Here is a 12,680-nt window from a genome sequence, read left to right as displayed (position 1 = left end):
GAAAAATGCGGCGCGATCATAGTTGGCGGCGCGTCCTCCTGGTGCGGCGCATGTTGACTTTCATGCACGGGCTCCAAATACTCTCCGAAAAAATAGCGCCAGTCGCAAACGACTGATCGGAGGGAGGATAGGATGCCGACTTCACGCAGGCAGCTGCTGAAGGGTACGGCGGCTGCCGCCGCCACACTCAGCCTCGATTGGACCCGGGCCCAGGCGCAAGCCGAGAATTTGCGCATCGGCCTGATCTACGATCTCACCGGACCGTTCGCCGCGGGCGGCTCGGTCGCCTCCTCGGTCGGTGCGCAGATCGCCATTGATCTCGTCAACGAGAAGGGCGGCATTGGCGGCAAGACCAAGATCGTGCCTGTCTCCGCGGACTCCCAGAGCAAGGCCGACGTCGCCATCAACGAGGCCGAGCGGCTGATCAGCCAGGAGAAGATCGACATCATCAACGGCGTCTATTCCAGCGCGCATGCGGTGCCGATGGCGGCGAAGGTCGAGCAGCAGAAGAAGATCCTCTGGATCACCACTGCGGTGTCGACCGCCGTGTTCAAGGACAAGAACCTGCAATATGTGTTTCGCGCGCAGATCCACTCGGACCAATACGGCCAGGCGTTCGCCGGCTTCCTCACCGAGCACGCCAAGGCCAAGCTCGGCATGGAGCCCAAGGACGTCAAGGTCGCGCTGATCCACGAGGACGGGCCCTATGGCGTCGGCGTCGCTGCGGCCGACGAGGCCTATGCCAAGGAAGCTGGTCTTCAGATCGTGCTGAAGGAGGGCTATTCGGCGTCGGCTCCCGATCTTTCGGTGCTCGTGACCAAGCTCAAGCGCGCCAAGGCCGACGTGATCTCGCATGCCGGCTACAACCCCGACATCACCCTGTTCCTGCGCCAGGCGCGCGAGAGCGGCCTGCGGTTCAAGATGCTGTTCGGCGCCGGCGCCGGCTACAGCCAGCTCGACAAGCTGCGCGCGACCTTCGGCGCCGACATCGACAATTTCTGCAACATCGATCCGGTGCCGGCACAGTTGCTCGATCCGTCGAAGCTCGCGCCGGGGATGGGCGATCTGATCAACGCGATGGTCACGCGCTACAAGGCCAAGACCGGCGCCACCGACGTGCCGCCGCACTGCTCGATGGGCTTCAACCAGACCTGGGTGCTGCTCAACAACGTGCTGCCGGTGGCCAGGGAGAAGTACGGCAGCTTCGAGCCGGACGCCATTCGCAAGGCCGCGCTGGACGTCGACATTCCCGCCGGCGGCACCATTCAAGGCTACGGCGTGAAGTTCTTCCCGCCGGGTACGCCGCTCTCCGGTCAGAACGAGCGCTCGACGCCGGTGGTGATGCAGAACGCGGGCGAGCACATCTCCGTGGTGTGGCCGACCAACATCCGCACGCAGGACCCGGTGTTCCCGCTGCCGAAGGGATCGACCTACGGGGCGTGAGGCGCGATCCTTCGCCTCTCCCCGCGGTGGCGATCTCGCCTACAGCACCACCCGCCGTCCCTCCTCCGCCGCCCAATAGCCGGCATAGCTCACCTTGATCGTCTCGTAGGCGAGCGCAAGGTCTGATAGCGGCTGTCGCCCGGTCGCGGCGCACTCCATGAAGTCCTGAATCTCCTGGAGATAGCCGCGCGTCCACTCCTCCTCGAGGCAGACATATTGCCAGCCGGTTTTGCGATCGACCTTTTCGGTGATGTAGACCGAGGCGAGCTTGTCCTCGGAGGTCTGGTAGCTCATCAGATGATTGTTCGGCGTGATGTTGGCGAACAGCGAGCCGCCCGAAGTGTAGGTCTCGATCAGATTGCGCACGCCGCCCATGATCATGTCGCCGGAGAACACGGTAGCCTTGGTGCCGTCGGAGAAGGTCGCGGTCAGCGTGCCCCAGTCCTCGACATCGACAGGATTGGCCTTGATGTAGCTGCGCTCTTCCGGCTTGAGGCTGGCGGTGACGTTGCCGACATCGCCGGTGACGCTGGCGACATGGATTTTCTCCCCTCGCGCGCGCGCCTCGACCTGCTTGAGATAGAGCACGGCCGAGAGCGGATGGCACCCCATCCGGATCAACGAGCCGCCGCCGGTCATCGCCCATTGCGCGGCGTGCGCCGCGTGCGAGCCGGAATGGCTCTCCTCGCCCTTCATGAACAGGACCTTGTCTTTCGTCGCCTTGAGGATCTCGGCGATCTTGGTCACCGCGGGCGCGTAGATCCAGTCCTCGGCATACATGAAGAGTTTTCCGGTGCGCTCGATCGCGGCGCGGGTGGCGTCCATCTCCTCGAGCAGGCGCTCGTACATCAGCGCCTTCGGCACGTGCTTGCCGATCGGCTGCCTGTCGCCGCCACGGCCGAAATAGCCGGCAAAGGGCTTTTCGCAGATGACGTGCTTGCCGGCCTGCATGCTGGCGACGATCATCCCGGCATGGAGATTGGGCGGGGTGCAGATGTCGACAACATCAAGCGCACCGTCTCCGATCAGTTCGGCGAAGCTGCGATAGACGCGCGGAATGCCATGGCGGGCGGCGAATTCGACCACGTGCTCGCCGCGCGCCGCAACGGCCGCAACCTCGACGTCCACGCCGTAGACGCGCCGGAACGCATACATGTGCAGTTCCGACACGAAGCCGCAGCCGACGAGTCCGACCCTGATCCTGGCCATGGTGCCCTCTCTTTGAGCGGCACTATAGCGCGAGGCGAGCGCTATTCCACCGAGACCCGCACCACGCCGGCGCTCATCATCCCGAGCGCGCGGGCGGCGGGCACCGACAGATCGACGATGCGGCCGCGGATGAAGGGACCGCGATCATTGACGCGGCATTGGATCGAGCGTCCGCCATAGGACACTTTGAGCACACTGCCGAACGGACGCGTCCGGTGGGCGCACGTCATCTCGCCGCCTTTGCCGGCTTTTCCGTAACCGTAATAGGAGGCGAGTCCACTCTCTGCTTGGGCACCGGACACAAATGAAAGGGACAACGTTGCAAGGCACGAGAATAGCATCGTTTGCGCTCGCACGGCACGCTCCGGGTTGGCCCCGCCCGGCGCTACAAACGTTGCTTTGTTCCCTTGGGTTCCCATAACGCTGCCGCGCGATGCACGGCAGTGCCATCACACATTGTTACTGTTTGTGAAAAACCAGTGTGCGGACCTCGATGCTTTCACGCGGCGGCGCATCGGCGGGCGTGGTCGGATCGACGAAGGCGGTGTGCGGCCCGAAGCGCGTGCGGCCGTCGGTTGCCGAGTCGTAGCATTTCAGCAGCAGCGCCTCGTCCGGCGTCATCTCCGGAAAATAGAACCAGCGGTGAGCAGAATTGTATCTCACCGAATAGGTCTCGCCGCGACGATTGGGATAGATCAGGTCGGAGGCGACGAGATCCTCCGGCGCGACGGTCGTGCCGTCGGCCATCGCGAGGGGCGAGTCCTGCAACGGACCGCGGATCGGCCGCCAGAGGTTGATGACCTGCACGCGGCCCTTGAGCAGTTCATCGGCCTCGTCAGGCAGATGCTCGCGCACGCGGTTGGCGCCGGAGGCAACGGTCTGGTCGACATGCACGCGCGTTGCCGGCTGACGCGGCCCTCCGCCGCGAATGTCAGGAGCCCCCTCCACGCGCTTGCGCACGGTGTGGTCGAAGATGACAACGCGATCGGCCTTCAAGGTCGCGCGCAGGAACGCTTCGACGGCAGGATAATAGACGCTGCGGATTTCCTCGTCGTTGTAGAAATCCTTCACCTGGCTCGGGTGGCGCACCAGCGCAAATCCCTCGCGATCGAGCGAGAGATTGCTCGCGATCAATCGCGCATCGAAGATCGGCACCCGATGCGGCTCCGGCAGCGAGGTGCTCTTGGGTTCGCCCGGCGGCGGATCGAAGGCGTAGGTGCGCGGTTTGCCCGAGACAGGCGCGAGATAGTTGAGTTCAGCGGTGACGAAGGGAAGCGATTCGATTTTTGTTTCTTGCAGGCCCATGGCCGGTCTCCCGATGTGGTCGTCGGGATGATCTTTGAGGGCGCAGGATGCGGCGCAAGTGAGCAGCGCAAAATAGCAATGGGGCTGTCGTTCTCAGTAGGAAATGCAGAACGAAACTGTCGACGAAGCCGATTGGGCTGGAATAGGCGCCGTGCACTTCACGGACGCTTGAGAGCCTTGTGAGGCCTCAGGCCGCGGACGCCGTACATCACCGTTAGCGCGTCGACCCGTGTTCGACGCGCCATGGTGGTGCGCTGCTAAGCCCGAGCCCGTTTGCGAAAACCGTATGCGTGGCCGCAATCCCGCGGACGCGCGATCACGACCTCGCCCGCCTTCGCGTTCACCAATAGCGGCGATAGTAGTGACGGTAGTACGGCCTGTAATAGCCGTAGCGATAGCCGTAATACGGACGATAGGGCCGGTAGTAGCGAGGGTAGACGGGCCCGTAGCCGTAACCGTAATAGGCCGGCGCATAGCCATAGCCGTAACCCGGATAGCCGTAGCCGTAATACGGTCCCCCACCATAATAGCCGTACGGCGCGCCGGCGATAGCGCTGCCGATGATGGCGCCGGCCGCGAAGCCGCCCAGCCCCCATCCCCAACCGCCACCGCGCCAATGCACCTGCGTGACGTCGTCGCCGGCCGCAGCCTTCATGGTCGCGACATTGGTCGGCATCGGCGCCGCTGCCGCCTGCCCGATCTGGCCGGCCATGACACCGACCGTCAGCGAGCAGGCAATTGCCGTTTTCCAGATACTCATCGTCTTACTCCCTGTCTGACGTTTCGTTCGGAAGAGCATCGCAGGCGTATGATCGGGCATCCTTGCGCCATGTCAAAGCCCGGGATGAGCGTGCAACGCACAAGACGTCCCGCATGCCTCAATTGTGATCGGCGGAGGACGTCCCGCCACAGCGATGTGACGTCAGGACGACGGTGCGAGAGGCCCTGCGCGGCGCGGCAAAACGTTAAGCTTCCCATCCGTTCGCAACCAACAAGCATCTTCCCGATTACCTATTCGTACCGTTACTATCGGTTCCAATGGTGCGCGCCGGAAGGCACTTCGCGAAGGCCTTGGTTTACGCCGAAATTGGCTTGCGCCAGACAAGGGGAGGATGACATGAGTGCCGCCGGAAATGAGCCGCTTGCCCGCCAGGCCTTGGCATTTGTCCTGGCCGGCGGACGCGGCAGCCGGCTGCTGGAGCTGACCGACCGGCGCGCCAAGCCCGCGGTCTATTTCGGCGGCAAATCCCGCATCATCGATTTCGCACTGTCCAACGCGGTGAACTCCGGCATCCGCCGCATCGCGGTCGCCACCCAGTACAAGGCGCACAGCCTGATCCGGCATCTGCAGATGGGCTGGAACTTCTTCCGCCCCGAACGCAACGAGAGCTTCGATATCCTGCCTGCGAGCCAGCGCGTCTCGGAGAACATGTGGTATGTCGGCACGGCGGATGCCATCTACCAGAACATCGACATCATCGAGTCGCACGCCTGCCGCTTCATCGTGGTGCTCGCGGGCGACCACATCTACAAGATGGACTACGAGGTGATGCTGCGCCAGCACGTCGACAGCGGCGCCGACGTCACGGTCGGCTGCCTCGAAATGCCGCGCCAGGAGTCTTCCGGCTTCGGCATCATGCATGTCGACGAGAACGGCTGGATCAAGCAATTCCTCGAGAAGCCCAAGGATCCGCCGCCGATGCCGGGCAAGCCCGACGTCTCGCTCGCCAGCATGGGCATCTACGTGTTCAACGCGAAATTCCTGTTCGACGAGCTCAAGCGCGACGCCGAGGATCCCAATTCCAACCACGATTTCGGCAAGGACATCATCCCCTACATCGTCAAGAACGGTCGCGCCATCGCGCATCAGTTCTCGACCTCATGCGTCCGCTCCGGCAACGATCCCCGCGCCTACTGGCGCGATGCCGGCACGGTGGACGCCTATTGGGCGGCCAATATCGACCTCACCGACGTGGTACCGGAGCTCGATCTGTTCGACCGGGCCTGGCCGATCTGGTCCTATGCGGAGATCACGCCGCCCGCCAAATTCGTCCACGACGAGGAGAGCCGGCGCGGCCAGGCCGTGAGCTCTCTGGTCTCGGGCGGCTGCATCATCTCCGGCGCGTCGCTGCGCCGCTCGCTGCTGTTCACCGGCGTGCGCATCAACTCCTATGCCAATGTCGAGAACGCAGTGATCATGCCTTACGTCAATGTCGGACGCGGCGCTCGCTTGAAGAACGTCGTGATCGACCGCGGCGTCGAGATCCCCGAGGGGCTGGTCGTCGGCGAGGATCCCGAGTTCGACGCCAAGCGCTTCCGCACCACCGAGCAGGGGATCTCGCTGATCACCCAGCCCATGCTCGACAGGCTCAATACATGACGCCTGTTCGCGTCCTCGCGGTCGCTTCTGAAGTCTACCCCATCATCAAGACCGGCGGCCTCGCTGACGTCGCCGGTGCGCTGCCGATTGCGCTGAAGGCGCACGGCGTCGAGATGCGCACGTTGATGCCTGGCTATCCCGACGTGATGCGGCGGCTCGCGGGTGCGGCCGAACTCCGGAGCTGGCCGGACTATTTCGGCGGCTCCGGCCGCCTGCTCGCCGGCTCCCATGACGGGCTCGACCTGTTCGTGCTCGACGTGCCGCATCTCTATGCGCGGCCCGGCAATCCCTACGTCACTGCCGAGGGCGTCGACTGGCCGGACAATGGCGTACGCTTCGCGGCGCTGTCGCGCGTGGCGGCGGACATCGGCCGCGGCCTGGTCCCGGCTTTCGTGCCTGACGTGGTGCATGCCCACGACTGGCAGGGCGGACTCGCGCCGGCCTATCTGCACTACGACGGCGGACCGCGACCGGGCACGGTCATGACCATTCACAACATGGCCTATCAGGGCAAGTTCGACCGTTCGCTGGCGAGCGCGATCGGCCTGCCCAGCCACGCCACATTCGACGTCCACGGCCTCGAATATTTCGGCGGCATCAGTTTCCTGAAAGCCGGCCTGCAGCTCGCCGATCGCATCACCACGGTGTCGCCGACCTACGCGCATGAAATCCAGAGCGACGAAGGCGGCATGGGGCTCGGCGGCCTGCTGCGCGAGCGCTCGAGCGTGCTGAGCGGCATCCTCAATGGCATCGACGTCGAGGTGTGGAATCCGCAGACCGATCCACACATCGCCTACCGCTTCAGCAGCGAAGACCTGGCGTTCCGGGCCGCGAACAAGGCGGTGCTGCAGCAACAGTTCAACCTCGATTCCTCCGACGAAGCGCCGCTGCTTGGCGTCATCAGCCGGCTGTCCTGGCAGAAGGGGCTCGACCTCCTGCTCGAAGCGATCCCGACGATTCTGGACCAGCGCATGCAGCTTGCATTGCTCGGCAGCGGCGACCGCGATCTCCAGGACCGCTATCAGGCCGCCGCGCGCGCCAACCCGGGCCGGATCGGCGTCACGATCGGCTATGACGAAGTGCTGGCGCATCTGATCCAGGCCGGCTCCGACGCGCTGCTGGTGCCCTCCAGGTTCGAGCCGTGCGGGCTGACCCAGCTCTGCGCCCTGCGCTATGGCGCGATCCCCATCGTCTCCCGCGTCGGCGGCCTCGAGGACACCATCGTCGATATCGGCGAAGCCGGACGTGAGGCCACCGGCTTCAAGTTCGCCCCTGTCACGGCAGATGCCCTCGCCGGCAGCCTGCGCAAGGCGAATGCTGCCTTCCATGACAAGGCGGCCTGGCGACGGCTGCAAAGAAGCGGCCTTGCGACCGACGTGTCCTGGCGCAACCGCGCCGGCGAGTACGCCGCGCTCTACCGCGGCCTGATGGCATCCCGCCGCGCCTAAGACATGACCTCGATCGAATCCATGCTATAGAGCGGCCATGGAACCCTTCGTGATCAAGCTGATCGGCTTTGCCGCCGCCACCTGCACCACCGTGGCCTACGCGCCGCAAGCCATCAAGGTGTGGAAGACGCGCTCCACCGGAGACATCTCGCTCGGCATGTTCCTGGTCATGGTGCTGGGCCTCGCGCTCTGGCTCATCTACGGCCTGCTCTCGGGCGACGGCCCGCTGATTGCCTCGAACGCCGTCACCATGCTGCTCGCCGGCGGCATTCTGCTGATGAAGCTGCGATACGGGTGAAGCTGACCCTCTCCTGTTCTTGCAGATTCGAAAAAAGCCGGCAGACTCTCGTCACCACCTGATGAGGCGACGGGCAAATGACGGTTGCATTGCATGGCTATCGTTACAGCGTGTACTCCTGGATTGCCCGGCTGGCTCTCCATGAAAAGGGCGTGACCTACACCTGGACGGAAGTCGATCCGTTCTCCGAAAACACGCCCGCCAGCTACCTTGCCATTCACCCATTCAAGCGCGTGCCCGCGCTGGTTCACGACGCCTTCGCCGTTTACGAGACCAGCGCGATCACGCGATACGTGGATGAGGCCTTTGATGGTCCGAAGCTTCAGCCGACCGAGCCAAGAGAACGAGCGCGCTGCAATCAGGTCATCTCGATCGTGGACAGCTACGCCTATTGGCCTCTGGTAAGACAGGTCTTTTCGCACAAGGTTTTCAGGCCTGCCCTGCGACGACCGGTCGACGAGAGCGAGGTCAAGCAGGGCCTCGAAGCAGCGACCAAGGTACTTGCGGCTCTGGAGGCCACAGCCGGCCAGGGGCAATACCTGACCGGTAAGGACTTGTCGTTAGCCGACGTCCACCTCGCACCGATGATTGGCTACTTCGTGTTGGCCCCCGAAGGACTGTCCCTTCTTCAGAAGCACATCAGGCTCAGTCATTGGTGGTCTGCGCTCTCCAACAGACCGACACTCTTGGCCACGATGCCGCAATTGCCCCAAGCACCACCGTAACGACGGCCCCTGACCCCTTTTGGCCGAATAAGCCGAGGTCATCCTGATGCCGGCTATGGATGGTGGAGCTGTCGCGAGGTCGTAACGGCCTCTACGGTCGCTTTTGACCCGAAGCGGACTTCCTCTGTTAGGGAAAATTGAGCATTCACTGTGATCTCGGTTGACGGAGCGCTCCTCTGCAACCGACAAGTGGACTTGCGCGTCTGAGGTCATTTGTCACCCGCTCCGAACCCAGGTTTGCCGTGAAACCTCTCTGCAAAACCGCAGTATTGGCTCAACTTGTTGCTGCGAGCTTATATCTGGGCGCCTGTTCTCCCCAGGAGGACGCCCATCTCACCTGTGCGGCGACTATTTTTGTCGCGGACAAGCTTATGGAAACAGGCAAAGTCCCGACTGACCCTGCGCTACGACAAAAAGCCAATGACGCCGAGATCAATCATCAGAATGCCTCTGCGACTTTCCGAAGGTTGGACACACGTGAGCCTGAAGGTAAGCGTGAACGTCTGATGGAGCTTGCTTTCATCTTTGGAAAGGAACGTGATCGAATTCTCAATGAGCTATCACCGAAGGAAATTGTCGCACGGGCGAAGACCTGTGTCGAACAAGCACCTCCGAAGGGGCGAGGGTTTCCGCGTCCGGATGGCAGCTTTTAACCGGACGCACGGCTACGCAGCGCAGTAGCTCATTGTTCGCGGTAGGAGTCGCGGAGGTTTCCGGTGTGGGATATTCGATTGTTTAGAGACCTAATCTACTTATGGGGTACCGTAGGCTTACTCTCCTTTATTCCTGCCCTGATTGTTGGCGCAGCAGTTGGGCGGCTTGTGGGACGATGGTTTCTGTGCGTCCTTCTCAGCTATGCCGCCGCGATAGGGCTCCTCGCTCTTACGCGCGTTCAGCAAAGCTTCCGTCACCCGCCGAGTTTGATCGAACTGCTTGCCTATTCCGCAGTGTTTGCATTGCCGTCGATTTTGGCCTTCGCATCTGTGGGATACCTGGTCGGACGCAAATTCAAAGAGCGGCGCGATCTGAAATCCCACTAATTGGCGACCAGCCTAACGTCTGCATTTGTGCCCAACGCTGCCTTGCTCGAAGTTCGTCCAAATGTCAGCTGTCGAGTGTAGACCGGAAGCGCTTTCGCAGCGGACGTGGTTGCAGTCATGACGCCGCATGGTTGGAGATACGCGCGACCCGATCGTCCTTCGCCGGCGACACCTTCACCCAAACACGTACGATGCCATCGCGACGCTCGCGACCTCGTCGACGAAGACACGCTTGCCCACGTCGTTGCCGGCCGCTCCCGCCGCGACCATCAACGGCAGCAGATGATCTTCGCGCGGATGGGCGAGACGCGCGCTCGGCGCGGCCTCCCACGCGATCAGCATGGCGTTGCGGCGCGCCGCGTCCGGGTTGCTGATCGCCTCGTTCAGATAGGCTTCGAAATCGTACGAGACGGGCTTCGACTCCGCACGTCCGAAGCCGCGCATATTGTGATAGGTGAGCCCGCTACCGACGATCAGAATGCCCTGGTCGCGGAGCGAGGCGATCGCCTGCCCGACCTTGATGTGCTCGGCCGCGTCGTAGCTCGACTTCAGCGACAGCAGCACGATCGGCATGTCGGCATTCGGATACATCAGGCCGAGCGGCACGAAGGTGCCATGGTCAAATCCCTGATTGGCGTCCTCGCGGCACTCGACCCCGGCGCGCCCGAGCAGCGCCTTCACGTCTGCTGCGAGCGCGGGCTGGCCCGGCGCCGGATATTTGACGTGGTAGGTATGCTCGGGGAAACCGTAATAATCGTACACCATCGGCGGATGCGCCGAGGTCGACACGGTGAAAGCATCGGCCTCCCAATGGCCAGTGATCACCAGCACCGCCTTCGGCCGCGCGGGCAGAAGCTGCGGCAGCCGGGCGAACTCCGCGGCGGTCTTGGCATATTGCACCCGCCGGTCCTCCATGAAGGGCCAGGGGCCGCCGCCATGGGACACAAACAGGGTGGGAAATCGCGTCATCTGTGCTGGCTCGTCTCAAGGACAACATCCGCGCGCAGCCGCCCGCGCGCTTCGCAGCGAGCATAGGCAAACCCGTATGGTTAGCAAGTCGTTAACGATTTGCCGCCCAAAATCCTGATGTGGCCGAAGCAATCGGCCAGAAGACAAGCGGGTTGTGAGATGAAGAAGTTTGCGCTGGGGGACGTCGTCAACAGTGACAAGGGCCGCCGCGGCGTCGTTCGCGCCGCCTACCGATCGAAGGATGGCCAGCAGTTCTATGCCGTCGAGAAGGACGGCGCGATGGACTATCTGGAGGAAGAACGCCTGACGCTGGCGCCGCGCGTCGAGCTCGCGGCCTGACTCCAACTCAATTCCTGCTCCCGCGTCCGAGCCGGTCCAGACGGTCCGCAAAGGGGTCGTCACCACTGGCGATGCGATCATTGCCGATCAGCAGCAGATGATCGCGGTCCGCGGCCGCGTCCCAATGCGGCAGCTCTGCGCCGTTGGGATCGCCGCTCCGGGCGAAGTTGATCCAGTATGCTCGCAAGCTGTTTGCGACCTCGCGATCCCGCCGCGAGAAGATGCCGGCGCCGGGCACTCCCTCCACGCCGAAGATGAACTGCAATTCGCGGCCGTGGCCTTCGTCGGGATTGGCGCGCCTTGATTCCGGCACGTAGGCAAAGCGATAGCGGAAGGTCGGCGCGCCGGTTGCGGCATGAAGCCGGACAAGCATTCGTACCGGCTCGGAGAAAACCTTGTCAGTGTAGATGCGCGCGGCAAGGTCGGACGGCCTCACGGCATCAGGATAGGTCTTGCGCAGCTCGTCGATGCTTTCATCCGATGACGACAGCGCCTCCTTGACCTCAAGCTCGCTATCGAAGCGGGTCTCATCGTCATTCGAGCCGATGATCAAGGGAATGCGGCTCTCATGTCCTGCGGCAAATCCGGCAGCTATATCTTCCGTCACCAGGCTTCCGTCCACAACAGGCACAAAGCTGCGCGGAGATTTTTCCAGCACACGCTTTTCAGCCGCGAGCAGACGCGCGGGTGCGACGTCGCGCAAATCCGCTGCCCGGCCGAGCGCGGCGACGAACTGCCGGCCCGTCGCCTCGGCCTCCTGCAACGACGGCAGTCGCGCGCGTCCGGGGATCGATTGCAGGATCGCTTTCTGGAAGAGATCGCGTGATTGGCTGCACAGCATCAGAAGCGCGATCGATGTCGCGCCGGCGCCGGTGCCGAACAGCGTCACGTTGCTCGCATCGCCGCCGAAGGCCGCGATGTTGTCGTGCACCCAGCGCAGCGCTGCGATCTGGTCCATCAGGCCGAAATTGCCGGAGCCGTCGTCCGACAGTGCGGGATTCCTGAGCCAGCCGAGCGCGCCCAGGCGGTAATTCAAGGTGACCAAGATGAGCCCGGCCTGTGCGAGCCTTGCGCCGTCGAACAACGGATCGTTGGCGGTGCCCGCGACAAAGCCGCCGCCGTGGATGAACACCATCACCGGCAACGGCCCGTCGACACCGAAGGGACGAAAGACGTTGAGCGTGAGGCAATCCTCGCGTGCGGCCGGCAGCGAAGGCTGCAGGCACGGCGCGGCATACTCGTAGGCCGTGCTCATCTCCGAACTCTCGGGCAAGGCCTCCGGCGGACGCCAGCGCAGGCTGCCGACGGGCGGCGCTGCATAGGCGAGCCCCTTGAAGGAGGCCACCTCGCCGTTGACGGCGCCGAGCATCTGGCCTTCGCGCGTCAACGCAAACGGAAACTGGCCGACCGCCTGGGCGACGGCGGCACCGGTGCAGCAAAGACATGAAGAGGCCGCGAGAAGCGCAAACAGCCACCGCATCTTGGCAATCTCGAGGTGCGGGAAGGATTGCCTGCAGATTACGT

Annotated in this window: 13 protein-coding genes; 7 read left to right on the top strand and 6 right to left on the bottom strand. The window is 63.3% G+C overall.

Going from position 1 to position 12,680, the window contains the following annotated elements; all coding sequences use genetic code 11:
* Positions 1-132 precede the first annotated feature (132 nt).
* Entirely contained in the window at positions 133-1,443 is a 1,311-nt protein-coding gene (locus X265_RS10825; protein WP_128964816.1) for an ABC transporter substrate-binding protein, read from the top strand.
* A 39-nt stretch (positions 1,444-1,482) separates the two neighbouring features.
* Here the strand turns inward: X265_RS10825 and X265_RS10820 are convergent, their stop codons facing one another.
* The 4 genes from X265_RS10820 to X265_RS10805 form a co-directional block, all read right to left on the bottom strand.
* Positions 1,483-2,652 (bottom strand): Gfo/Idh/MocA family protein, encoded by a 1,170-nt coding sequence (locus X265_RS10820; RefSeq protein WP_128964815.1) that lies wholly within the window; start codon positions 2,650-2,652, stop codon positions 1,483-1,485.
* Positions 2,653-2,693: 41 nt separating this feature from the next.
* Positions 2,694-3,008 carry a septal ring lytic transglycosylase RlpA family protein gene (locus X265_RS10815; protein WP_128964814.1) on the bottom strand — a complete coding sequence of 105 codons (315 nt, stop codon included), beginning with the start codon at positions 3,006-3,008 and terminating at the stop codon, positions 2,694-2,696.
* A 103-nt stretch (positions 3,009-3,111) separates the two neighbouring features.
* Positions 3,112-3,957: a CmcJ/NvfI family oxidoreductase gene (locus X265_RS10810; protein ID WP_128964813.1), complete on the bottom strand. Its 846-nt coding sequence runs from the start codon at positions 3,955-3,957 to the stop codon at positions 3,112-3,114.
* Positions 3,958-4,297: 340 nt separating this feature from the next.
* Positions 4,298-4,717 carry a hypothetical protein gene (locus X265_RS10805; RefSeq protein ID WP_128964812.1) on the bottom strand — a complete coding sequence of 140 codons (420 nt, stop codon included), beginning with the start codon at positions 4,715-4,717 and terminating at the stop codon, positions 4,298-4,300.
* Positions 4,718-5,074: 357 nt separating this feature from the next.
* Between X265_RS10805 and glgC the strand changes: the two genes are divergently transcribed.
* The 5 genes from glgC (at position 5,075) to X265_RS10780 (ending at position 9,461) form a co-directional block, all read left to right on the top strand.
* The gene (gene glgC / locus X265_RS10800) at positions 5,075-6,337 is read left to right on the top strand and encodes a glucose-1-phosphate adenylyltransferase (protein WP_128964811.1); all 1,263 of its coding nucleotides are present in this window, start codon (positions 5,075-5,077) and stop codon (positions 6,335-6,337) included.
* Positions 6,334-7,785, top strand: coding sequence for a glycogen synthase GlgA (glgA, locus tag X265_RS10795; protein ID WP_128964810.1), 1,452 nt, complete (start codon positions 6,334-6,336; stop codon positions 7,783-7,785). The genes glgC and glgA overlap by 4 nt, the downstream gene beginning before the upstream one ends.
* 37 nt (positions 7,786-7,822) lie before the next feature.
* Complete coding sequence (locus X265_RS10790; RefSeq protein WP_092212503.1) at positions 7,823-8,083, top strand: SemiSWEET transporter; 261 nt, start codon at positions 7,823-7,825, stop codon at positions 8,081-8,083.
* A 77-nt stretch (positions 8,084-8,160) separates the two neighbouring features.
* Positions 8,161-8,808, top strand: a complete 648-nt coding sequence (locus X265_RS10785) for a glutathione S-transferase family protein (protein ID WP_128964809.1) — start codon at positions 8,161-8,163, stop codon at positions 8,806-8,808.
* A 242-nt stretch (positions 8,809-9,050) separates the two neighbouring features.
* On the top strand, positions 9,051-9,461 hold the full coding sequence (locus X265_RS10780; RefSeq protein ID WP_128964808.1) for a hypothetical protein: 411 nt from the start codon (positions 9,051-9,053) through the stop codon (positions 9,459-9,461).
* 561 nt (positions 9,462-10,022) lie between these two features.
* Here the strand turns inward: X265_RS10780 and X265_RS10775 are convergent.
* Complete coding sequence (locus tag X265_RS10775; protein ID WP_128964807.1) at positions 10,023-10,817, bottom strand: DODA-type extradiol aromatic ring-opening family dioxygenase; 795 nt, start codon at positions 10,815-10,817, stop codon at positions 10,023-10,025.
* 159 nt (positions 10,818-10,976) lie between these two features.
* Between X265_RS10775 and X265_RS10770 the strand changes: the two genes are divergently transcribed.
* Positions 10,977-11,156, top strand: a complete 180-nt coding sequence (locus tag X265_RS10770) for a hypothetical protein (protein WP_128964806.1) — start codon at positions 10,977-10,979, stop codon at positions 11,154-11,156.
* A gap of 7 nt (positions 11,157-11,163) precedes the next feature.
* On the opposite strand, the gene X265_RS10765 is transcribed toward X265_RS10770, so the two are convergent.
* On the bottom strand, positions 11,164-12,636 hold the full coding sequence (locus X265_RS10765) for a carboxylesterase/lipase family protein (RefSeq protein WP_128964805.1): 1,473 nt from the start codon (positions 12,634-12,636) through the stop codon (positions 11,164-11,166).
* Positions 12,637-12,680: the final 44 nt, after the last annotated feature.

The sequence above is a fragment of the Bradyrhizobium guangdongense genome (genome assembly GCF_004114975.1).
In the GTDB taxonomy this organism is placed as follows: Bacteria; Pseudomonadota; Alphaproteobacteria; order Rhizobiales; family Xanthobacteraceae; genus Bradyrhizobium; species Bradyrhizobium guangdongense.
Note: the sequence above shows the minus strand (reverse complement) of the source record. Positions and strands in the feature narration are given on the sequence as shown.